At 70.5% G+C, this 21001-nt stretch carries 27 protein-coding genes and 1 riboswitch; of the genes, 12 read left to right on the plus strand and 15 right to left on the minus strand.

Going from position 1 to position 21001, the window contains the following annotated elements:
• Positions 1–13 precede the first annotated feature (13 nt).
• Complete coding sequence (locus ACQPYZ_RS35120) at positions 14–1351, minus strand: FAD-binding oxidoreductase (protein WP_433163620.1); 1338 nt, start codon at positions 1349–1351, stop codon at positions 14–16.
• A 131-nt stretch (positions 1352–1482) separates the two neighbouring features.
• Here ACQPYZ_RS35120 and ACQPYZ_RS35125 point away from each other — a divergent pair, with 131 nt between their 5' ends.
• Both ACQPYZ_RS35125 and ACQPYZ_RS35130 read left to right on the plus strand, forming a co-directional pair.
• Complete coding sequence (locus ACQPYZ_RS35125; RefSeq protein ID WP_433163622.1) at positions 1483–1881, plus strand: nuclear transport factor 2 family protein; 399 nt, start codon at positions 1483–1485, stop codon at positions 1879–1881.
• A 138-nt stretch (positions 1882–2019) separates the two neighbouring features.
• Positions 2020–2313: a zf-TFIIB domain-containing protein gene (locus tag ACQPYZ_RS35130; RefSeq protein WP_433163623.1), complete on the plus strand. Its 294-nt coding sequence runs from the start codon at positions 2020–2022 to the stop codon at positions 2311–2313.
• Positions 2314–2322: 9 nt separating this feature from the next.
• On the opposite strand, the gene ACQPYZ_RS35135 is transcribed toward ACQPYZ_RS35130, so the two are convergent.
• Both ACQPYZ_RS35135 and ACQPYZ_RS35140 read right to left on the minus strand, forming a co-directional pair.
• Positions 2323–2736 (minus strand): PaaI family thioesterase, encoded by a 414-nt coding sequence (locus ACQPYZ_RS35135; RefSeq protein ID WP_433163624.1) that lies wholly within the window; start codon positions 2734–2736, stop codon positions 2323–2325.
• A gap of 33 nt (positions 2737–2769) precedes the next feature.
• On the minus strand, positions 2770–3084 hold the full coding sequence (locus tag ACQPYZ_RS35140) for a WhiB family transcriptional regulator (protein ID WP_433163626.1): 315 nt from the start codon (positions 3082–3084) through the stop codon (positions 2770–2772).
• Between the two features lie 140 nt (positions 3085–3224).
• On the opposite strand from ACQPYZ_RS35140, the gene ACQPYZ_RS35145 reads away from it, so the two are divergent.
• Both ACQPYZ_RS35145 and ACQPYZ_RS35150 read left to right on the plus strand, forming a co-directional pair.
• Positions 3225–3659, plus strand: a complete 435-nt coding sequence (locus ACQPYZ_RS35145; RefSeq protein ID WP_433163627.1) for a GNAT family N-acetyltransferase — start codon at positions 3225–3227, stop codon at positions 3657–3659.
• Positions 3659–4762, plus strand: a complete 1104-nt coding sequence (locus tag ACQPYZ_RS35150; protein ID WP_433163628.1) for a DNA polymerase IV — start codon at positions 3659–3661, stop codon at positions 4760–4762. The genes ACQPYZ_RS35145 and ACQPYZ_RS35150 overlap by 1 nt, the downstream gene beginning before the upstream one ends.
• Here ACQPYZ_RS35150 and ACQPYZ_RS35155 read toward each other — a convergent pair.
• Together ACQPYZ_RS35155 and ACQPYZ_RS35160 are read right to left on the minus strand one after the other, a co-directional pair.
• A complete protein-coding gene (locus ACQPYZ_RS35155; RefSeq protein ID WP_433163630.1) occupies positions 4759–5598 on the minus strand; it encodes an amidohydrolase family protein in 840 nt (279 codons plus the stop codon). The two genes, ACQPYZ_RS35150 and ACQPYZ_RS35155, sit on opposite strands and share 4 nt — an antisense overlap.
• Before the next feature lie 55 nt (positions 5599–5653).
• A complete protein-coding gene (locus tag ACQPYZ_RS35160) occupies positions 5654–6745 on the minus strand; it encodes a mandelate racemase/muconate lactonizing enzyme family protein (RefSeq protein ID WP_433163632.1) in 1092 nt (363 codons plus the stop codon).
• Between the two features lie 105 nt (positions 6746–6850).
• On the opposite strand from ACQPYZ_RS35160, the gene ACQPYZ_RS35165 reads away from it, so the two are divergent.
• From ACQPYZ_RS35165 to ACQPYZ_RS35185, 5 genes are all read left to right on the plus strand, one after another.
• Complete coding sequence (locus tag ACQPYZ_RS35165) at positions 6851–7546, plus strand: GntR family transcriptional regulator (protein ID WP_433163634.1); 696 nt, start codon at positions 6851–6853, stop codon at positions 7544–7546.
• 25 nt (positions 7547–7571) lie between these two features.
• Complete coding sequence (locus ACQPYZ_RS35170; protein WP_433163636.1) at positions 7572–8435, plus strand: fumarylacetoacetate hydrolase family protein; 864 nt, start codon at positions 7572–7574, stop codon at positions 8433–8435.
• A gap of 37 nt (positions 8436–8472) precedes the next feature.
• Complete coding sequence (locus ACQPYZ_RS35175) at positions 8473–9069, plus strand: class I SAM-dependent methyltransferase (protein WP_433163637.1); 597 nt, start codon at positions 8473–8475, stop codon at positions 9067–9069.
• A gap of 9 nt (positions 9070–9078) precedes the next feature.
• Positions 9079–9447 (plus strand): VOC family protein, encoded by a 369-nt coding sequence (locus ACQPYZ_RS35180; RefSeq protein ID WP_433163638.1) that lies wholly within the window; start codon positions 9079–9081, stop codon positions 9445–9447.
• Positions 9448–9941: 494 nt separating this feature from the next.
• Positions 9942–10688, plus strand: a complete 747-nt coding sequence (locus tag ACQPYZ_RS35185) for a hypothetical protein (RefSeq protein ID WP_433163639.1) — start codon at positions 9942–9944, stop codon at positions 10686–10688.
• A gap of 316 nt (positions 10689–11004) precedes the next feature.
• On the opposite strand, the gene ACQPYZ_RS35190 is transcribed toward ACQPYZ_RS35185, so the two are convergent.
• From ACQPYZ_RS35190 to ACQPYZ_RS35210, 5 genes are all read right to left on the minus strand, one after another.
• Positions 11005–11382 carry a hypothetical protein gene (locus ACQPYZ_RS35190; protein WP_433163641.1) on the minus strand — a complete coding sequence of 126 codons (378 nt, stop codon included), beginning with the start codon at positions 11380–11382 and terminating at the stop codon, positions 11005–11007.
• A complete protein-coding gene (locus ACQPYZ_RS35195) occupies positions 11379–12638 on the minus strand; it encodes an alpha/beta hydrolase (RefSeq protein ID WP_433163643.1) in 1260 nt (419 codons plus the stop codon). The genes ACQPYZ_RS35190 and ACQPYZ_RS35195 overlap by 4 nt, the downstream gene beginning before the upstream one ends.
• Positions 12639–12702: 64 nt before the next feature.
• Complete coding sequence (locus ACQPYZ_RS35200) at positions 12703–13254, minus strand: histidine phosphatase family protein (protein ID WP_433163645.1); 552 nt, start codon at positions 13252–13254, stop codon at positions 12703–12705.
• Complete coding sequence (locus tag ACQPYZ_RS35205; protein WP_433163647.1) at positions 13251–14006, minus strand: CbtA family protein; 756 nt, start codon at positions 14004–14006, stop codon at positions 13251–13253. The genes ACQPYZ_RS35200 and ACQPYZ_RS35205 overlap by 4 nt, the downstream gene beginning before the upstream one ends.
• Before the next feature lie 4 nt (positions 14007–14010).
• Positions 14011–14208 (minus strand): CbtB domain-containing protein, encoded by a 198-nt coding sequence (locus ACQPYZ_RS35210; RefSeq protein WP_433163649.1) that lies wholly within the window; start codon positions 14206–14208, stop codon positions 14011–14013.
• Positions 14209–14258: 50 nt separating this feature from the next.
• Positions 14259–14329: riboswitch (adenosylcobalamin (AdoCbl) riboswitch) on the minus strand.
• Between the two features lie 147 nt (positions 14330–14476).
• Here ACQPYZ_RS35210 and ACQPYZ_RS35215 point away from each other — a divergent pair.
• Positions 14477–15118, plus strand: a complete 642-nt coding sequence (locus ACQPYZ_RS35215; protein WP_433163650.1) for a LysE family translocator — start codon at positions 14477–14479, stop codon at positions 15116–15118.
• Here the strand turns inward: ACQPYZ_RS35215 and ACQPYZ_RS35220 are convergent.
• Both ACQPYZ_RS35220 and ACQPYZ_RS35225 read right to left on the minus strand, forming a co-directional pair.
• A complete protein-coding gene (locus tag ACQPYZ_RS35220) occupies positions 15099–16481 on the minus strand; it encodes an MFS transporter (protein WP_433163652.1) in 1383 nt (460 codons plus the stop codon). The two genes, ACQPYZ_RS35215 and ACQPYZ_RS35220, sit on opposite strands and share 20 nt — an antisense overlap.
• 127 nt (positions 16482–16608) lie before the next feature.
• A complete protein-coding gene (locus tag ACQPYZ_RS35225) occupies positions 16609–18120 on the minus strand; it encodes a DEAD/DEAH box helicase (RefSeq protein ID WP_433163653.1) in 1512 nt (503 codons plus the stop codon).
• A gap of 347 nt (positions 18121–18467) precedes the next feature.
• Here ACQPYZ_RS35225 and ACQPYZ_RS35230 point away from each other — a divergent pair, with 347 nt between their 5' ends.
• Entirely contained in the window at positions 18468–18977 is a 510-nt protein-coding gene (locus ACQPYZ_RS35230) for a DinB family protein (protein ID WP_433163654.1), read from the plus strand.
• On the opposite strand, the gene ACQPYZ_RS35235 is transcribed toward ACQPYZ_RS35230, so the two are convergent.
• Genes ACQPYZ_RS35235 through ACQPYZ_RS35245 form a run of 3 tightly spaced genes read right to left on the minus strand, consistent with a single transcriptional unit; the run spans position 18978 to position 20429 of the window.
• The gene (locus ACQPYZ_RS35235) at positions 18978–19646 is read right to left on the minus strand and encodes a TetR family transcriptional regulator (RefSeq protein ID WP_433163656.1); all 669 of its coding nucleotides are present in this window, start codon (positions 19644–19646) and stop codon (positions 18978–18980) included. It lies immediately after the preceding gene.
• A complete protein-coding gene (locus tag ACQPYZ_RS35240) occupies positions 19618–20031 on the minus strand; it encodes a thiol-disulfide oxidoreductase DCC family protein (protein WP_433163657.1) in 414 nt (137 codons plus the stop codon). The genes ACQPYZ_RS35235 and ACQPYZ_RS35240 overlap by 29 nt, the downstream gene beginning before the upstream one ends.
• A gap of 2 nt (positions 20032–20033) precedes the next feature.
• Positions 20034–20429: a hypothetical protein gene (locus ACQPYZ_RS35245; RefSeq protein ID WP_433163658.1), complete on the minus strand. Its 396-nt coding sequence runs from the start codon at positions 20427–20429 to the stop codon at positions 20034–20036.
• Positions 20430–20556: 127 nt separating this feature from the next.
• Between ACQPYZ_RS35245 and ACQPYZ_RS35250 the strand changes: the two genes are divergently transcribed.
• Positions 20557–20916, plus strand: a complete 360-nt coding sequence (locus ACQPYZ_RS35250; RefSeq protein ID WP_433163660.1) for a YybH family protein — start codon at positions 20557–20559, stop codon at positions 20914–20916.
• Positions 20917–21001: the final 85 nt, after the last annotated feature.

Below are 21001 nucleotides of genomic sequence, written 5' to 3' on the forward strand. Positions count from 1 at the left end.
GCCGTTCCACTGTCTACGGCCGGACGTTGTGGTTGCCGGCGAACAGGTTGCCCGGGTCGTACTGGCGCTTGACCGCCGCGAGCCGCTGGTACGTCGCCGCCGGGTAGACGGCCTCGACGTCCTGGTCGGTGGCGGTGGTCAGGAAGTTCGCGTACGCGCCGCTGACGTGCGGTGCGAGCCGCGCCCAGATCGCGTCCAAACCGGCTCTGGCGCCCTCGACCACCGGCTCCGGACCCACGACGGTGGTGACGATCATCAGCTCCGCCTGCCGGTGCGCGTAGGCGGTGGCGTCGGCCGGCACCCGGGCGACCGCCCCGCCGACGCTGCGGACGGCGATGAACGGCGGGCGCTCGGACGTCCCCACCTCGGCGAGGATCCGCAGCGCCTCGGCCACGGACTCCTTGTCGACGAACCCGCTGCGGGTGAGGATCCGGATTCCGGGCGGCGGGACCATGCCGTCCTCGAGGATCTCCGCCGCCGGCCGCAAGGTGACCGCGTCCTCGAGCACCGTGCCGAGCCGGCGGATCGGGTCGATCGCGGCCGCGGCGGCGTCCGGGTCGTCGCCGTCGAACGCGACGTGGAGCTCGACCGGCGCCTCCGGACCGCCGGCGAACGGGTTCGCACAGTTCGCGATCGCGGTCAGCTCCTCGGGTGCGGTCCGCTGGTACTCCGCCCAGCCCTGGAGCACCGTGGCCGCCTCGGCCGCGGGGAACGTGATCCGGCCGAAGAAGATGTCCGTCGTCGGGTGCGCGGTGAACTCGAACGCGGTCACGATCCCGAAGTTGCCGCCACCACCCCGGAGGGCCCAGAACAGCTCCGCGTTCTCCGTCGTACTGGCCCGGACGACGGATCCGTCGGCGGTGACCACCTCCGCGGCGACCAGGTTGTCCAGGGCCAGGCCGTACTTCCTGACCTTCCAGCCGATGCCGCCCGACAGTGTCAGGCCGCCGACGCCGACGCTCTTGGTGTCGCCGGAGGAGATCGCCAGCCCGTGCGGGGCGAGAGCGGCCGCGACCGCTCCCCAGGTGGCACCGCCGCCGATCCGGACGAGGTGACGGTCGGCGTCCACGACCTCCACGCCCGCCAGCTTTCCGAGGTCGATGACGACGCCGCCGTCATTGGTCCCGAAGCCAGGGAAGGCGTGCCCGCCGCCGCGTACGGCGAGCGCGAGCCCGGACCCGGCCGCGAACTTCACCGCTGCCTGCACGTCCTCGATACTCCCCGGCCGCAGTACACAGGCCGGGCTCCCCACCACCAGCACCGACCGAGCGGCCGCGTCGTACTCCGCCGCCCCCGGTTCGATCACGTCTCCGCCGAACCCTCGGCGCAGCTCCTCAAGCGCTGAACTCATCACGTCATCCCTCACTGCCGATCCGGTTCTCTACACCCCACTGACGAGAGCGGCGACCCAGATGTGAGACCACCGGGATATGACCTGGGTCACCCCACGGAAATGTCGGCGGCACGGTCTACCGTGCGGGGATGAGCACACGGGACGTGGTGGAGCGGTACTTCGAGACGATGCGCAGACGGGACTGGGACGCGTTCGGGGAGGTGCTGGCGGACGACGTCCGGTACGAGCTGCCGCAGACCCGCGAGGTGATCTCGGGCAAGGCGAAGTACGTCGCCTTCAACCGGGAGTATCCGGGAGACTGGGAGCTCACGCTGACACGGCTGATCGTGGACGGGGCGACCGCGGCGGGGTCGATGAACTTCCGGGTGGGTGAGCAGGACCTGGTCGGCCTGGTCTTCCTCGAGGTCCGGGACGGGCTGGTCGCCACGGTGACGGACTTCTGGCCGGAGCCGTACGAACCGCCGGCCGGGCGGGAGCATCTGGTCGACCGGGAAGCCGCGTCCGTCGACCGGCTCTCCGTCCCCTGACGCGGCGACCGGTTGCGCGGGCCAACCACCTCTGCCCTGGATTCACCTGAGAGTTCCCTGAGGTGGCGGCATTTCGGGGAAATTCTCACTTAGGGTGGCTGGATGGAGAGCCTGACCTGTCCCAAGTGCCGTGGCGCGATGCGTACCTACGAACGCAGCGGCGTGACCGTCGACCAGTGCACCGAGTGCCGCGGGATCTTCCTCGACCGCGGTGAGCTGGAGCGGCTCGTCGACGCCGAGCTGAAGTACAACGCACCGGCCCAGCAGCAACCTCGCTACGAGGAGAAGCGGTACGACGACCGGCGCGACGACCGCCGCTACGACGACGACCGCCGGCGGTACGACGACGATCGCCGCTACGACCCGCGGTACGGCAACCAGCAGTACCCGCGCAAGAAGAAGAAGTCGTTCCTGGAGGAACTCTTCGACTGACCCCACCCGCTACCGGCGGACCGCGAGCACCGTCCCCTGGGCGATCGCGCACACCCGGGCGGAGCCTGCCTCGTCGACGGTCGACAGCTCACAGGTACACGTGGCCTGTCGACTGCCGGCGTGGGCGACCTTCGCCTCGGCCCGCAACCGGACCCCTCGGGCGGGTCGCAAGTAGCTGATCGTGAAGCCGCCCGTCAGCACCTCGGGTCCCAGGGCGGTGCCGGCGGCGAACGTGATCGCATTGTCCGCGGCGTACCCGAGCACGCCGCCGTGCAGGAAGCCGTTCTGCTGCAGCAGCTCCGGGCGGATGTCGAGCTCCAGCGTCGCACCGCCGTCGCCGAAGGCGGTCAACCGGGCTCCCAGCAACACACTGAACGGCTGCTCGGCCAGAACCTTCTCGGCGACGTCCGGGGTCAGCTCCATGCCCCCAGGTTAACCAGCGGGTAGCTCTTCAGCTCAGTGCTGACGGGCGTGCAGCGCGGGTTCGCGCTCCTCCTCGGTGGTCCCGCCCCAGACGCCGTACGCCTCGCCGACGACCAGCGCGTGCTCGCGGCACTCGCGCCGTACCGGGCAAGTGCCGCAGAGTGACTTCGCGAGCACCTCGCGGGCATGTTTGCGCAGCCCGCGCTCGGACTCGGCGGCGAAGAACAGCTCGGGGTCGACGTCGCGACAGGCGGCGCGGTCCTGCCATGCCCAGTTGTCCATCAGCGGGTACGGCAGGCCGACGGGTGCTTTCGCGACTGCCCCGGCGGGCGGTTTGCGCCGTCTCATGACGGGCTCCTCACGTGCGACCTGATCACGTGTTCTGGTACCCGCAGGGCAAACCCCGGAGCTATGGTCGCCCCATGACCGTGCCGCCTCCGCCGCCCAGGCCACCTACGCCGCCCACGCCGCCCGTCACGCTCCGTCCGATGACCGAGACCGAGTTCGAGGCCTGGAAGCACCGCAACGCCGAGTCGTTCGCGGCCGGCATGGGTCCGGCCCGCGGGCTGGGCCCGGAAGAGGCGATCGAGGTCGCGCACCGCGAGGTGGAGAAGCTGCTGCCGGACGGCCGGGACACCGACAAGCACGTGATCTGGATGGCCTGCGACGGCGACGAGCCGGTCGGCAGCCTGTGGATCACCACCAAACCGCGGATCCCGTTCGTCTACGGTCTCGAGGTGGACGAGAAGCACCGCGGCAAGGGGTACGGGCGTTCGATCATGCTGGCCGGCGAGGAGGAGTGCCGCCGCCTCGGCCACCGCCAGCTCGACCTGAACGTGTTCGGCAACAATGCCACCGCGATCAACCTCTACACGTCGCTGGGTTACACGGTCACCTCCCAGCAGATGCGCAAAGAGCTCTGATGTCGCGCGCGCCGGACTGGTGGCTCCTGCACGTGGACATGGACCAGTTCATCGCGGCGGTGGAGATCCGGCGCCGGCCGGAGCTGAAGGGTTTGCCGGTCGTCGTCGGCGGGTCCGGGGACCCGACGCAGCCACGGCAGGTGGTCGCCACCGCGTCGTACGAGGCCCGCGAGTTCGGGGTGCACTCGGGGATGCCGGTGCGGGCGGCGTACAAACGGTGCCCGCAGGCGGTCTTCCTGCCGTCGGACCCGGCCGCGTACGAAGCCGCGTCGACCGAGGCGATGGACACGCTGCGGTCGTTCCCGGTGGTGGTCGAGGTCTGGGGCTGGGACGAGTGCTTCGTCGGCGCGCGGACCGACGACCCCGAGCGGCTCGCGGCCGAGCTGCGCGCGGCGGTGGTCGAGCGGACGACGCTCACCTGCTCGATCGGGATCGGTGACAACAAGCTCCGGGCCAAGCTGGCGACCACGTTCGCCAAGCAGCCGCGGTCGCACGCCGGACCGTTCGAGGAGGCCGGCCGGCGCGAGGTCGAGGGCGTCTACCGGCTGACCGGCGACAATTGGCGCGAGGTGATGGACCACCGCGCCGTGCGCGAGCTGTGGGGAATCGGCAGCCGGATGGAACGCAACCTCAACGAGCTCGGGATCGTGACCGTGGCCGACCTCGCCGCCGCCGACCTCGACGTCCTCCGCAAGCGCTTCGGCCCGAAGATGGGTGCCTGGTACGCCGCCCTCGGCCGCGGTCTCGGCGACACCGAGGTGACCGACGTACCGCGGGAGCCGGTGTCCCGCAGCCGGGAGGAGACCTTTCCCCAGGATCTGGCCGAGCGTGGTGAGATCGTCGATCAGGTACGCCGGATCGCCGTCGAGGTCACCCGGGACGTCGTCGCCGAGGGCCGCACGATCCAGCGGATCGCGGTCAAGGTCCGGTTCAGGAACTTCTACACCCCGATCAAGAGCCGGAAGCTCCCGGAGGTCACCCAGGATCCCGAGGTGGTCGCGGCCGCGGCACTCGAGGTGCTGGAGAAGTTCGACCTGAACCGCCCGGTACGCCTGCTCGGCGTCCGGGTGGAGTTCGCCCAGGCCCCGGCCGACGCCGGCTAGAGCTTGTAGGTGCGGGTCGCGGTGTCGGCGAAGACTGCCGTGCGTTCGCTCGGGGTGAGGTCGGCGGTCAGGGCTTCGGCCGTTTCGACGACCTCGGCGTAGGTGGCGGCGAGCAGGCAGACGGGCCAGTCGGAGCCGAACATGACCCGGTCGGGCCCGAACGCGTCGAGGACGACGTCGGCGTACGGCTGGAGGTCGGCGGGTTTCCAGTCGGTCCAGGACGCCTCGGTGACCATGCCGGAGAGCTTGCAGGTCACGTTGGGGAGGGCGGCCAACTCGCGAAGGTCGGCGGCCCAAGGATCGAGGGGTTCGCCGATGACCGGCTTGGAGATGTGGTCGACCACGAACGTCAGTTCCGGGAAGGAGCGGGCGGTCTCGATGGCGGCCGGAAGGTGCGGCGTCTTGGTGAGCAGGTCGTAGACCAGACCCGCTTCGGCCACCGCGCGCAGGCCGTGGTGGACGTCCGGTCGCACCAGCCAGTCGGTGTCCGGCTCGTCGTGGACCTGGTGCCGGATTCCTTTCAGGTACGCGCCGTCCGGCCGGGCCTGCAACCCGGCCAGCTGGTCGGCGACGTCGGTGGCGGTCAGGTCGACCCAGCCGACCACGCCCGCGACCAGGTCGTTGCCAGCAGCAACCTCGAGGAACTCGACGGTCTCGTCGACCACACCGACCGTCTGCACCAGCACGGTCGCGGTCACGCCCGCGGCCGCGGCCTGCGGGGCCAGGTCGTCGATCGAGAAGCTCCGCCGGATGGGGTCCAGTTCCGGGCCGATCATCCAGCTCTGCTCGCGGACGGACAGGTCCCAGACATGGTGGTGGGCGTCGACCCTGCTCATGCGGCTCCTCTCAACACCGGCGATTCCGGTCATCCCTGAACACTGGCGCTCGCGATCATCCGACCCGGCGGTCGTCGATCGCGTCCCGGTCCCAGTCGATCCCGAGCCCGGGCGTGTCCGGGGCGACCGCGTGACCGTCGTCGACCACCATCTCGGACCGGGTGATCGCCCGCAACTGCGGGATGTGCTCGACGTACCGCCCGTTCGGTACGGCGGCCGTCAGGCTGACGTGGAGCTCCATCAGGAAGTGTGGACAGACCTCGAGGTTGAAGGTCTCGGCCAGGTGGGCGACCTTCAGCCACGGGGTGATCCCGCCGATCCGGGCGACGTCGGCCTGGACGATCCCGGCTCCGCCGGCGGCGACGTACTCGCGGAACTGCGAGACCGAGTACAGCGACTCGCCGACCGCGATCGGGATCGAGGTCGACGCGGCCAGCCGGACGTGCCCGGTGAGGTCGTCGGCCGGGAGCGGCTCCTCGAACCACGACAGGTCCACGGCCTCGAACGCGGCGGCCCGTCGTTTCGCCTCGGCGTACGTCATCGACTGGTTCGCGTCGACCATCAGGTCCATCGACGGCCCGACCGCGTCCCGGACGGCCTGCAGCCGCTCGATGTCCTCGTGCACCCGCGGCTTGCCGACCTTGAGCTTGACCCCGGGCCAGCCGGCCTTCTGCGACGCCAGCGCGCCGGCGACCAACTCGTCGGTTGTCAGGTGCAACCAGCCGCCCTCGGTGTCGTACAGCGGGACGCGCTGCCGGTAGCCGCCGGCCAACCGCCACAACGGCTCGCCCGCCCGCAGGCACCGCAGGTCCCACAGCGCGGTGTCGACCGCCGCGAGCGCCAGCGAGGTGATCGCACCGACCGTGGTCGCATGTGTCGACCAGAACAGGTCCGACCACAGCGCCTCGACGTTCCGGGCGTCCTGTCCCTTCAGTCGCGGCAGCAGGTGGTCACGGAGCAGCGCCAGTACGGCGGTGCCGCCGGTGCCGATCGTGTAGGAGTACCCGAGCCCGGTGAGCCCGTCGGCGGTCTCCAGCTCGACGAAGATGGTCTCCTGCTTCAGGAACGACTGGACCGCGTCGGTACGGACCGTCTCGACCTCGAGGTCGACCAGGAACGCCTCCGCCCGGACGATCGGCGTACTCACCGGTTGGCCTCCACGATCCTATAGGATATTGCCAACCTGATGGTGCCGCTTCACACTGGAGCCGTCAAGTGTGGGGCAGAATGAGAGCCTCTGGGAGGAGTGACGGTGACGGATGCGCATGTGGGTCTGGCGGGGCAGCTCACGCGCCTGCCCCAGCGACAGGTACTGAGCGACGACGTCTACGAGACGGTCAAGGGCCTGATCATGGACAGCGTGGTCGAGCCGGGCACCCGGCTGAACATCGACGCGCTGACCCGCGAGCTGGGCATCTCCCAGACCCCGATCCGGGAGTCGCTGGCGCGGCTGGAGTCCGACGGCCTGGTGATCAAGGAGCCGCTGCGCGGTTACCGGGTGTCCTCCCGGCTGACGCTGGCCGAGTTCGAGGACCTGTTCGAGTACCGGCTGCTGATCGAGCCGTGGGCCGCCGGCCGGGCCGCCGAGCGGGCCGCCGCCGACGACCTGACCCGGCTCAAGGCCGAGATGCTGAGCTACACCGACGTACCGGACCGGCCGGCGTACGAGAGCTACCGGGCGATGGCCGCGCACGACCAGCGCTTCCACGACCTCGTGCTGGAGCTGTCCGGCAACGAGACCGCCCGGCTGTCCTTTGCGCGGACACACTGCCACCTGCACCTCTTCCGGCTGTACTACGGTGGCGGCATCGCGACAAAGGCGTTGCGTGAGCACAAGGCGGTGGTGACCGCGGTCCGCAAGGGCGACCCCGCGGAGGCGTCCGCCGCGATGCGGGCGCACATCGAGGCCTCCCGGGCCCGGTTGCGGCCGATGTTCGACCGAGAGTGATCCGTCCTCATCCAGGGAGAATCCTGTGGAACTGCTGCGCCTCGGCGCGGTCGGCGAGGAGCGCCCGTACGTGCGCGCCGCCGACGGCACCGTTCACGACCTGAGCCCGCTCACCCGTGACACCGGCGGCGACATCGACGGCGCGTTCCTCGCCGCGGACGGCATCGCGCGGACCCGCGCCGCACTTGAGGCCGGTGAGCTCCCGGTGGCCGACGTCGAGGGCCTGCGGGTCGGCGCGCCGATCGCCCGGCCGCCAGCGGTGGTCTGCATCGGCCAGAACTACGCCGCCCACGCGGCCGAGTCCGGCGCCGAGCCGCCGAAGCAGCCGATCGTCTTCTTCAAGCACCCGAACACGGTCGTCGGGCCGTACGACGACGTCCTCGTGCCGCGCGGCGCGACCAAGACCGACTGGGAGGTCGAGCTCGCCGTCGTCATCGGCAAGGAAGCCCGGTACGTCGAGACCGACGAGGAGGCGCTGGCCTGCATCGCCGGGTACGCGGTCTCCAACGACGTGTCCGAGCGCGCCTTCCAGATCGAGCAGTCCGGCGGGCAGTGGTCGAAGGGCAAGTGCTGCGAGACGTTCAACCCGCTCGGTCCGGCGCTCGTGCCCGCCGACGAGGTCGACGACGTACAGAACCTCGAGCTGAAGTCGTTCGTGAACGGCGAGCCGCGGCAGGCCTCGAACACCCGGGACATGATCTTCACCGTCGCGGCGCTGATCCGCGACCTGTCGCAGTACATGACGCTGAGCCCGGGGGACATCGTCAACACCGGCACCCCGGAAGGCGTCGCGCTGTCCGGCCGCTTCCCGTACCTGGCGCCCGGCGACACCATGGAGCTGGAGATCCAGGGCCTCGGCAAGCAGAAGCAGACCCTCGGCAAAGCCTGACGCCGTAGTGTCCCCGGTCGGCCGTAGGGTCGGCCGGGTGACCGACTTCCTGGACGACATCCGCACCTCCTACGACACCGTCGCCTCGTCGTACGCCGACCTCGTGCGGGATCCGGCGCCCGGCGAGCCGGAGTGCCTCGACCTGTTCGCGTCGTTGGCCGTCGCCGGGCCGGTGCTGGACGCCGGCTGCGGACCGGGCCGGCTCGCCGGTCACCTGCACGCGCGCGGTCTCCAGGTGATCGGCATCGACCTCTCGCCCGGCATGATCGAGATCGCCCGCCGCGACCACCCCGACCTGGACTTCCGCGTCGGCTCGATGACCGCGCTCGACCTCCCGGACTCATCGGTCGGCGGCGTGGTCGCCTGGTGGTCGATCATCCACCTGCCGCGCGACGTCGTACCGCAGGCGTTCGCCGAATTCCACCGCGTGCTCGCCCCCGGCGGGGTGCTGCTGGCCGGCTTCCACGTCGGCGAGGAGTCGACCCACAAGACCTCCGGGTACGGCGGTCATCCGATGAACGTCCACGTGCACCGGTGGACCGCGGCCGCGCTCACCGACCTCGCGGTCGCCGCCGGCTTCACGCCGTACCCGGATCCGGTAATCTCCGACGACCGGGTGTGCTTCCGAAAGTAGGGTCGGCGCATGACCTCGCGCGTGCGTACCGTGACCTTCGACAGCCACAACCCCTACGAACTGGCCGGCTTCTGGCTGCAGGTCCTGAAGGCTCCCCGCCCCGACGACGACCACCCCGGCGACCCGTACGCCGCCGTCGTCACCGACTCCGTCACCCTGCTCTTCGAGCAGAACGACGACGAGAAGGCCGTCAAGAACCGCGTCCACCTCGACCTCGAACCCGACGGCCCCCGCGACGAGGAAGTCGAATGGCTCCTCACCCTGGGCGCCACCATCGCCCACGACCGCCGAGAACCCGACGGCACCGGCTGGGTCGTCATGCACGACCCCGAAGGCAACGAGTTCTGCGTACTACGAAGCGCCGCCGAGCGGGGGTGAAGCTGTCCCCTGCGTTCTGCGCGGGGGATGAGTCTTCCCACGCGTGCTGCGCGGTGGCTCCTTCTCGCAACCGCTCCGCGCGCTCCCGCCCACCCAGTTGAGTCAGCGGGCTACCGCCCGCACGCCGCGCTGCCGCGCGGAATCGGCGCTGCCGCGCCGGGTCGGCGATGCGGCGCGGGTACGTGTTGCTGCCGCCGCCGGACGCATCGGCCACCGCACCGGACACCTGCGCTGGAGACCCGTGGTTGACACGATTCATCCACGCGCTGGTCCGGGCGTGTTCCGGACGCTCGCGAGCCCGCCTGCGGCGGCTGGAAGACGCGATCGGCGGCTCGCTTTGATAGACCCCCGCAGTACGTAATACGTTTCGGCATGCGAAACACGCACGGGAGTTCTCATAGCGACCAATACCCCCGTGTCGATGACCCGGTCCGCGACCAACTCCAGGCCGCGTCCGCGGTCCACCCCAGCCACCGGACCGGAAGGTGACCAGCATGCGCGTTGGGGTCTACATCGACGGGTTCAACCTCTACTACGGCGGCAAGTTCCTCGTGGGCGGCGGCGGCCTGCCGGGGTGGCGCTGGCTCGACCTACGCGGGTTGGCCGCCAAGATCATCGCCGCGAACTCGGGCTGGGCTCCGGCTACCGCGATGCGCGTCGTCTACTGCACCGCCAGGATCCGAGCCGACGCGAACAACCCCGGCGCGGCCGGCCCGCGCGAACAAGACGTCTACCTGCGCGCCCTGGCCGCGTCGAAATCCGTCGACGAGATCACGTACGGCACCTACGTCAGCCGCGTCGCGACCGCGCCCCTGGCCACCGCCAATCGCCGTGGTCGTCCGACGCTCGCCCGCCCCGGTTGGCCCGTGATGATCAAGGACGGCACCTGCTCCACAGACATTCCCGACGCAACCTTCATGGCATCGGTGGCCCGCAGGGAAGAGAAGGGCAGTGACGTGAACGTCGCCGCGCACCTGCTTCTGGACGTCCTCCAGCACGACGTCGACGCCGCGGTTGTCATCAGCAACGACAGTGACCTTGAGTTCCCCGTCCGTCAGGCTCGCGATCGCGTGCCGGTCGGCACGGTCAACCCGACCAAGGGCTATACCGCAGGCGCACTGAACGGCGCGCCCAGCGACGGTGTCGGCGGGCACTGGTGGTACCAATTGACCCCTGCGGACCTCTTCGGATCCCAGTTGCCCACCACGGTGGGGAATCTCAAGAAGCCGGCTCCGTGGTGACCCCACGGGCAGCCTCGTCACCATGCTGGAGGCAAAAGTAAACCCGTCCCACGAAGGAGACGGGCGGTATAGAAAGATCTTAGCCGGGCCGAGGCCGTGCTGACAAACGATGCACAGCGCGGCGAGAACTTCCCCGCGCTGGCCGCTGCCTGAAACGAGTGCCGATACCCGCGGCCGGAACCGCAGTCGGCTCCCGGCATCACGCCGACCCCGTGCACTCGACCGCGGGCGGCAGCCCGCCAAGAAGACAGGGTGGGCGGGAGCGCGCGGAGCGGTTGCGACGAAGGAGCCACCGCGCAGCACGCGTGGGGAAGATCTATCCGATGCGTGGGGTTTCGCCGGACACGGTTAGGCGCCAGTCGTTGTCCCAGGCGTGGACGGTGACCTCGAAGCCGTCTCGGCGGGCGGTGGCTCGGTGGTGGCCGCTCTCGACCGGCGCCACCTCGGCGGACCAGCCGCGCTCCGTCAAGGCCGCGACCGCAGCAGCGACCTCGCCGGCGGGGTCGGTCACCGCGGGGTCGCCGTTCTCGACGGTGATGGAGCAGACCGTGTCCGGGCCGGCGCCGTCGGAGAGTACGTCGGGGTTCACCGGGCCAACGTCGCTGGTGACGACCCCGTCGTACCCGGGGACGGCGGCCGCCGCGACCGCGAGGAGTTCGGCGCGGAGGAAGTCCCGGGCCTCGGTCAGCGTCATCGTGCGGGTCCTTCCGGTGTGCGTGCGGTGGTGCTGCCGTCGCGGCGCTGCCGGGCGCCGTCGAGCGCCTGGCTCCGGGACGGCGTCGTACTGATCGTGCGCAGCGTCGCGAGACCATCGAACACCTTGGAGATCGGCGCCGCCGCATCGGAGTGCGCCAGGGTGCGCAGCGGGCCGGCCCAGGACACGCCCAAGACCCGGCTCTCCTGCTCGGGGGTGGTGTTCGCGGCCCGGGTGACCGCGTCGAGGTCGCCGCGGATGATCCGGCCGATGTTGATCATCGACTCGCTGTTCTTCTCGAAGTAGCTCATGTGCCCGGTGATCGAGACGGACTCGTTGTCGGTCTCGAAGCGGAACACGTCCGCGAAGCCGGCCGGGTCCGGGCCATGCTGCTCGGCGTACGAGACGTAGTCGCCCCGGGTGCGGGCGACGAAGAGCAGGGTGCCGGGCGGGGTCAGCTGGGCGGCCGAATGGATGCTCGGGTCCACGCCCGGGCTGCCGGTCAGGATCACCCGGTCCGCGCGGACGCCGGCCATCATCGCCCGGCCGACGACCTGGGCGCCGTAACTGTTGCCGATCAGCGTGCTCTTCGAGTACGGCGCCTTGACCACGTCCAGCCCCGCCTGGAACCGGCACAGCTGCGGAGCGGCCGCCCGGGAGCTCTCGGTCGACCGGCCGGCGGTCAGCCCGATCGGCGCGTGGTACCCGAGCCAGACGACGGTCGCGGTCTTCCGCGGATTCGCCTGCTCGCGGAGCTCCTTGGCGCGGACCGACTGCGAGCGGACCCGCTCGAGGTCGTTGTTCATCCCGGGGACCAGGACGGCCACGTTCTCGGCCCGCTCGAGGTCGCCCTGCACCTCGATCATCCGGCCCTGGCCTTCCGGGTCGACCAGCAGGAACTGACGGGGCTCGGGCACCTCGATGCGGTTGCCGTCGGCATCGACGTCCAGGCGGGTCGAGATCGGCTTCAGCATCTCCGTCAGCGTGACCAACCGCCGGCGTTGCTCCGGAGTCGCCTGCCGGCTCTCAACCAAGGCATGAAGCCGCTGCTGGGCGGCGACCAGGATCAGGTGGTTGGCGCGGTACCGCAGCTGCGGCGGTGCCCCTTCCAGCGGGCCGACCTGCTCCGGCCGGCTCTCCGCCAGCGCCCGGGCAGTGGCCTCAGGCAACGACCGGAAGAAGTCGTTCACCTCCCGGACCGCCACCTCGTCCGGCAGACGCTGCGTGCGAAGGATCAGTTGGTCGAGCTCGATCATGACCCTTCCTTGTCCCCAGGAGTCGTTCAAGACAAGCGGTCGACGGTTAACCGTAGTGGGTGGGTCAGTGGAAGGCGAGTGACCAGGAGCCGGCGTGCAGGGAAAGTGTGACCGTGGCGAGCGGCCGGACGTCGACGTGCCGCAGCGACTCCGGCGGGGCGTCGAGGACGTACAGGACGGTCGCCCGGACGACCGACGGGTGGACGACGGCCACGACCGTACGGCGCTCGTCCTCCTGCGGAACCAGGTCGCCGAGCCAGTCCGCGACCCTGGTGAGTACGTCGTTCTCGGTCTCACCACCCGGTGTCGCGGTGTGCGGCCGCTCGAGCCAGGCGGCTGCCCGGTCCGGCTCGGCGGCCAGCAACTCCTCCAGGTCGCGTCCGGCCCATTCGCCGTACTCGCGGTCGCGCAGCGCCGGCTCGACGACCGCGGTGAGGCCGAGCGCCTCGGCCGTGCGTACGGCGGCGCGCTCCGGGCCGGCGTACACCGTGTCGGCGGCGAGCTTCAACTCGCGGGCCGCCGCCAGGCTCGCCAGGTCCGGATCGGCGTCTCCCCCGAGGACGAGGCCGCGCAGCGCGGGTGTCAGGGCGTGCGCGACCAGCGTCAGTGTGCTCAAGCGGCGACCACTTTCTCTCGGGACAGCCGGCGGTCCACCGCGGCGGCGTACCCGAAACCGATCAGGAGCCACAGCGTCGCCTGCGTACCGAGTGAGGCGAGCCGGAACTGCCACAGCAGCGTAGCGGGGAACTCGCCCGGAACCTCGTTGATCGTGGGCAGGATCAGGTACGCCGCCACGATCGTCGCGAGGAACGCCGCGACCCCCGCACCCAGCCGGGCCAGGTCGCCGAAGCGAGCGGCCCAGCGGGAGGCCGCGACCCCCGCCCACACGGCGAGCAGGCCGATGACCACGGTCAGCAAGTAGGTGAGCGTCCGCTTGGTGATGGTCTCGGGGTCGCCGACCGCGGGCGGGTTGGGCGGATACTTCAGGAACGGCACGAGCACGATCCCGACGAACCCGGCGGCGGCCAGGCCGAGGGCGGCGTACGCGTCGTTGCCGGTCCGCAGCCGGCGCCGGAGCAGCGTGAAGGCGACCGCGAAGATGCCGCCGAGGACGACGCCGTACAGGGCGGTGGCCAGGAACAGGCCGGCCCGTTGGCCGTCCCGGGTGACGAGTGGCTCTTCCTCCTCCTGTGAGGAGGCAGCAGCGTCCCCGCCGTCGTCGTGAGTGTGCGCGCCGGCGGCTTCCTCGATCGCGATCGCGGAGTCGATGTGCGGTTCGCCCATCGAGTACGCGAAGGCTCCGGCCAGCAGGCCGGCGAGGACTCCGACGATCAGGCCGCGCACCAGGAGCGATCCGAAGGTGCGCATGTCGCTAGTGGCAGGGCACGCCGAGCAGGTGGCGCCCGTCGTGCATCAGCTCGTGCAGGTACATGCCCGACTGCGACACGGCCCCCTGGTCGAAGGCGACCAGATAGCCGAGCAGGAGCAGCAGGCCGACGCTGAGCAGCGCCACGGCGAGCAGACGGGGTGAAACAGCCGGTACGGCGACCGAGCGGGCAGGAGCTGCCATCTGAACCTCCTGGGGAAGTGCGCGTCCCCTTCGAAAGGCTGCTGGTGCCCGAGCGTCCTGACTCACGAGCAGTGCTCGCTCACAGTGGCGCGGCCGTGCCGGACTCTCACCGGCTTCCCTCCTGGCACCGCAGGTTGTCCCACGCACCGTAGGCCCCGGCAAGGACGGCGGTCAACGGATGGCGGCGTGGCGGTGACCTATCCCACCCGCCGTCCCACGCGGCGAAATCACCGGTGCGCGGCGGGCGCCCGGTACTTACTCTGAGGGCATGCCGTCCGCTCACCACCTGGTCGCGTTCGCGATCACCGCGTTCATCATCATCGTCGTGCCCGGTCCGAGCGTGCTGTTCATCGTCGGTCGCGCCCTCGCCGTCGGCCGCCGGGAGGCGGTGCTGACGATGCTCGGCAACACCGTCGGCGCCGCGGTCATGCTGGTCGCGGTCGCCCTCGGCCTCGGCACGCTGATCGCCGCCAGCGCGATCGCCCTGACCGCGGTGAAGCTCGCGGGTGCGGCGTACCTGATCTACCTCGGGGTGCAGGCGTTCCGCAGCCGCAAGTCGCTGGTGGCGGCGATGACGAGTGGCGTGCAGCCGGGCAACAGCCGCAAAACGATGCGTCAGGGCTTCCTGGTTGGGGTCACCAACGCCAAGACCGCGGTCTTCTTCGCGGCCGCGCTGCCGCAGTTCGTCGACCCGGGCGCGAGCAGCCCGGCGTGGTTGCAGATCCTCATGCTCGGCCTGATCTTCATCCTGATCGCACTCGTCTCGGACAGCGTGTGGGCCCTGGTGGCCGGTACGGCGCGCGAGTGGTTCGCCCGCTCGCCGCGCCGGCTCGAGCTGGTCGGCGGCACTGGCGGCCTGATGATCATCGGCCTGGGTGCGAGCATCGCGGTCACGGGATCGAAGGAGTAGTCCTCCGGCCTGCCAGTACGCCGAGAAGCGCGAGCAGCGCCGGGAGTCCGAAGGCGACCAGGTAGGCGGTTGTCGCGGAGTGCGGCTCCAGGACGGCGAAGAGTGAGCCGCCGACGGCCAGGACCGTTGCGGTGGACAACGAATCGCTGAGCTGCAGCGCGGAACTGTTGGCGCCCTGCTCGTCCCGCTCGGAGTACTCGAGCACCAGCACCGACAGGGTCGGGAAGACCGTCCCCATGCCGAGCCCAGTCAGGCCCCAGCCGAGGATGCCGATGGCGACCGGGACGTTGTCGTTCAGGGTCAGGGCCGCGGTGACGATGCCGAGCAGGATCGCGACCATGCCGGCCTGGAGGAAGACCGCGTGCGAGAACGGCTGCTCGGGCCGACCGCGGTACCAGGAGGCCGCCGTCCAGCTCAGCGCGCTGACGGTCAGCACCAGACCGGCCAGCGCCGGCGACAGGCCGCGCTCCCGGGTGAGCATCAACGGCAGGAACACCTCGGCGCCGAACCCGGCGGCAGCGACCAGGCCGCGCAACGCGACCACGGACGGCAGACCTGCCCGGAACGTGAAGGTCCCGCTGGGCAGCAGCCGCGGAGCGAACGCGACCACGCCGGCCAGGCCGACGGCGAGCAGGCCGAACTGGAGTACGCCGTGCTGATGGCCGCCGTAGTGGAGCAGGCCGACACCGATCGCGGCCGCAACCGCCCAGAGCGCTCGGTGGTCCCACAACCGACCCTCGCGCGCCTCGTGGGCGTCGCCGCGGGCGAGGCCGGGCCGCATCACCAGCGCCGCCGGGATCGCGATCGCGGGTACGGCCAGGAACACGATCCGCCAGTTGGCGTGCTCGACGATCAGCCCGGCGATCGCGGGACCGACCAGCGACGGCACCACCCAGCCGGTGGCGAAGGCGGCGAAGATGCGCGGCCGGAGCCTGGCCGGGTACAGCCGGCCGACGACGACGTACAGGGCGACCGTGAGCAGGCCGGACCCGAAGCCCTGGATGATGCGGCCGGCGACCAGCACCTCCATCGTCGGGGCCAGGCCGGCGATGATCAGGCCGGCCAGGAACCAGGCGGTCCCGTGCCAGAGCGGGCGGGTCGGGCCCTTCAAGTCACTCCAGGTGCCGGAGATCACCATCGCGACCACGGCGGATGCGAGTGGTCCGCCGAAGGCTAGCGCGTACAGGTACAGCCCGTCGAGCGCCTGGGCGACGGTCGGCATCGCGGTCGTCACGGCCAGTGACTCGAACGCGACCAGGGTGATCAGGGCGACCATGCCGATGGTCAGCGCCCGGTACTGCGGCGAGAGCACGCCACCGGCCGGCGTGCCGCGATGAGCCGAGGGCTCGACAGTTGTCGTCATGCCGAGAACCCTCGGACATCAAGTCGACTTGAAGTCAACTCCACGACCGCGGCGAACGCCGGCGGTGTCAGCGACCGCGGCGAACGCCGACAGTCGGTCAGCGACCGCGGCGAACGCCGACAGTCGGTCAGCGGCCGCGGCGGGTGCTGCCTGCTCGGGTGCCGGCGGAGAAGGCTGCGGCGCCCGCCGTGCGGGTGCTGGCTCCTGGCGTGCTGGTGCTGTAGGTCTTCGGCGTGCTCGCGGCCTTGGCACGTCCGCGGCCGCGGCCACCGGACCGTCGGTTGCCCGGGCCCTGACCGGTCGGCAGCTGGTCCCCCGGCCGCTGCTCGGCCGACGGCTGGGCGCCGCGGCGCCGGCGGTTGCTCCGGCCGGTTCCCCGGCCCGTGCCGCGTGGCGTCGGGGCGGACTCCGTCCTGGCGGGCGGCTCGACGAAGGTGCGTTCGCCCGGAGCCAGCTCGGACAGCAGTGGATCGCCGGTGGACAGCTTGGTGACCGTCGGCGCGATCCCCGCCTTCCGGGTGAGATCACGGACGTCGCGGACCTGGTCGTCGGTCATCAACGTGACGACCGTGCCCTCGGCGCCGGCCCGGGCGGTGCGGCCGCTGCGGTGCAGGTACGCCTTGTGCTCGATCGGCGGGTCCGCGTGGATCACCAGCGCGACGTCGTCGACGTGGATCCCGCGGGCCGCGATGTCGGTGGCTACCAACGTCTTCGCCATACCGTTGCCGAACGCCTCCAGGTTCCGCGTGCGGGCGCCCTGGGAGAGGTTGCCGTGCAGCTCGACGGCCGGGACGCCCTGGGCGATCAGCTTCTTCGTCAGCGCCTTCGCGCCGTACTTCGTCCGCGTGAAGACGAGCGACCGGCCGGGCGCCGCGGTCAGGTCGACCAGCACCGGCAGGCGGGTGTCGGCCTGGACGTGCAGCACGTGATGGGTCATCTTCGCGACCGGTGACTGCGCCGAGTCCACGCTGTGGGTGACCGGGTCGGTCATGAAGCGCTGCACGAGTACGTCGACGCCGGCGTCCAGCGTGGCCGAGAACAGCAGCCGCTGCGCGCCGGCCGGGGTCGCCTCGAGGATCCGGCGTACGGCGGGGAGGAAGCCGAGGTCGGCCATGTGGTCGGCCTCGTCGAGCACGGTGATCTCGACCGCGTCGAGTTTCGCGTGCCCGGCCTGGAGGTGGTCCTCGAGCCGGCCCGGGCAGGCCACCACGATGTCGGCGCCCTTGCGCAGACCGGTGATCTGCGGACCGTGGCCGACGCCGCCGAAGATCGTCATCGTGCGCAGGCCGAGCGCGTCGGCCAGCGGGGTGATCGAGGCCTGGATCTGGGTCGCGAGCTCGCGGGTCGGCGCGAGGATCAGCGCGCGCGGATGGTTGGGCCGGCTCTTCGCCCGGCTCGCGGCCAGGCGGGCGAGCACCGGCAGCACGAACGCGTACGTCTTGCCGGAGCCGGTCCGGCCACGGCCGAGGACGTCCTTGCCGGCCAGCGAGTCCGGCAGCGTCGCCGCCTGGATCGGGAACGGCCTGGACACGCCGGTCGCAGACAGCGCGGTCACCAGCGGAGCGGGTACGCCGAGATCGGCGAACGTGAGGTCGTCCGGAACGACCATCGGCGCGACCTCGTCGTACGCCGCGACCATCTCGTTGCTCTGAGCAACCGAATTGTTGCGTGCGGCACCGGACCGGCGGCGTCGGCGCGGACGCCGCGCACCGGCGGAGTCCTGCGAGGGGTTGGTGGATCGGTTCTGGGGGGATGTGGACGTGGGGCGGCGGGCCGCCATGTGGTACTCCAAAGCTGTCGGGGGGTCGTCCTGCCCGGCGCGGCTCCGGCCGCGGCGCGTGGTAGTCGACTGCTGGCGCAGTGTGTTTGCGCTCACCGGCCCGAGGCAGAACTGGGCGGGCCGTCCCCGACAGTCTACGGCACCGAGGGCCACGAACCAGCGGGTTGTTCACCGGAGCCACGTCACACCGGCTAGGTTCATGCCCTGTGACGACTGAGTTCCGGGTGGATCCGCCCACCGCCGCCGGTGAACGCGAGCTCCTGCAGGGCTTCCTCGACTTCCATCGCAGCACGTTGCTGTGGAAGGTCTCCGGACTCACCGGAGAGCAGCTCGTTCAGCGCAGCGTCGAGCCGTCCAGCATGTCGCTGATCGGCCTGGTCCGGCACCTGTCCGAAGTCGAGAAGTACTGGTTCCACCGCGCGCTCGCGCAGGCGCCGTCGGAGCCGAAGTTCTGGACCGACGAACACCCCGACGGCGATTTCGATCTCGCCGACCCGGCGCGGGCCGAGCAGGATCTCCAAGACTTCCGGGAGATCGTCAGGACCTCCGACGAGCTCGCCGCCCGGTTCCAGCTCGACGACACGTTCGCCCGGCCGGGCCACCCGGGCGACTACTCGCTGCGCTACCTCTACCTGCACCTGATCGAGGAGTACGCCCGGCACAACGGCCACGCCGACTTCCTTCGCGAGCGGATCGACGGCCTCACCGGCGAGTAGCTACGGCTTGATCGAGCGGATGAGGCCGACGATGTCGTTCGTCACCCCGCGCACACCCGGGATGCGGGTCAGCCGCAGCAGGCGGTCGACCAGCGGCACCGACCGGTCGACCAGCGCCCTGGTGCGGCGTACGTCCGCGCTCTTGTCATGCACCCAGAACAGCACGATCCCCATCTGCATCAGCCACAGCAGCTCGGGCAACTCCGCCTTGAGGTCGGCCGGCAGCTTGAGGTCGGAGCCATCGACGACCCGGCGGAAGATCTCCACGCTGGCCTCCCGGGCCGGCCGCGACTCGTCGCTGAACGGCGACAACGGGCTGGTCGGCTCGGCTGCCGTCTTGAAGAACGTCCCGGCGAACTCGTGGTACGGCGCCGAGACGTCGAGCCACGCCCGCAGTACGCCGGCCAGCCGCGGAACGAACGCCTTCTCGGTGGTGAGAACCGACTCCACCGCGTCCCGGTGCTGCTCCAGCAGGTGGTCGTAGTACGCCTGCATCAGGTGCTCTTTGGAGCTGTAGTAGTAGTACGCGTTGCCCACCGAGACACCGGCCTCGGTGGCGATCGCGCGCATCGTGGTCTTGCCGTACCCCTGCTCGCGGAACAGCCGCAGCGCGGTCGACAGGATCAGCTCCCGGGTCTGCTCACCCTTGGACGTCGCACTTTCCGTCACATCCGTCAGCGTAGTCACCACCCTTGGTCAGGCTACGCAGACCGGCGGCGGCCTGAACCATCGCCCGCGCCACCGGCCGCATCGCCGGACCCGACAGCCGTACGGCCGTGTGCCGGTGCTCCCACGTGGTCCACAGGCACACGATCCACGCCCGGTCGCCGACGTACACGGACCCGTCGTCGGCGACCACCGTCACCTCGCGCAGCGTCGCCGCGTGGTCCAGACCGGGCAAGAGCGCCCTGGCGTCCGCCGACCCCGCCGCGACGAACCTCAGGCGCAGGACCCCGCCCTGCCCGTCCGGCGCCGGCCGCTGCGCCGCCAGCCAGGACCTGAACCGGCGGCACAGTCCGCACTCCGCGTCGTACAGGACGGTCAGCTCCCGCATGGTCAGTAGCCCGCCGGGAGAACTTCGTTCGGCGGGACGGGCGGGCTCGTCATCTCCCGCAATTGGCTGCGGTTGCGGATCTTGTTGAAGACCCAGACGTTCGTCAGGTGCAGGCCGCCGAGCACCAGCATCACGATCCCGAGCTTGACGCTGAGCTGCTCGAACACACCCCGGGCGTCGACGACCACCTTGTCGGCGCGCAGGAAGAGCGTCACGAACCCGAGGTTCACCAGGTAGAACCCGACCACCAGCAGCCGGTTCACCGCGTCGGCGAAGTCCTCGTTCCCGTGGAACACGTCGACCAGGAAGATCCGGCCGTTGTGGCTCAGGGTCCGCGCCACCCAGATCGTCAGCGGCACCGCGATCGCCAGGTACAGCAGGTAGGTCACCACGGTCATGCTCACCACGTCCTCACTATTTGAACACGTTCAAAACCTGTTGAGCCCGACTCTAGGCCGAGTTTTTGAACATGTTCAAGTACGTCGTGACGTGAGCTGGGTCTCCTCGTCGGGCAGGATGTGGCTCGTGCGGGAGAAGCAGCTCGACCGGTGGGTGGCGAAGTACCGGAAGGCGTGGGAGACCAACGACCCGGCCGACGTCGCGGCGCTGTGGACCGAGGACGCGGCCTGGTACCGGCGGCCCGACGAGGAGCCGGTGCTCGGCCGGGACGCGATCGTGTCCGCCTGGCTGGAGGTCGCGGACGCGCCGGGCGAGACGACCTTCGAGTACGAGGTGCTCGGGTTCGGTGACGGCGTCGGGTTCGTCCGCGGGTGGACGACGTACCGGACCCAGCCGCCGGCCGAGTTCAGCAACCTGTGGGTGATCCGGCTGGACAAGGACCGCGCGTACGAGTTCGTCGAGTGGTGGATGGAGAAGCCCGCGTGAGCTAGCCTTCCGGGTAGGCGCTCAGGGTGCCACCGGTCCGCGGGAAGGGCTCAGCCCACCTGGATCACGCAGCTGTGCGGCACGT

This window comes from Kribbella sp. CA-247076, from assembly GCF_050942445.1.
Taxonomy (GTDB): Bacteria; Actinomycetota; Actinomycetes; order Propionibacteriales; family Kribbellaceae; genus Kribbella.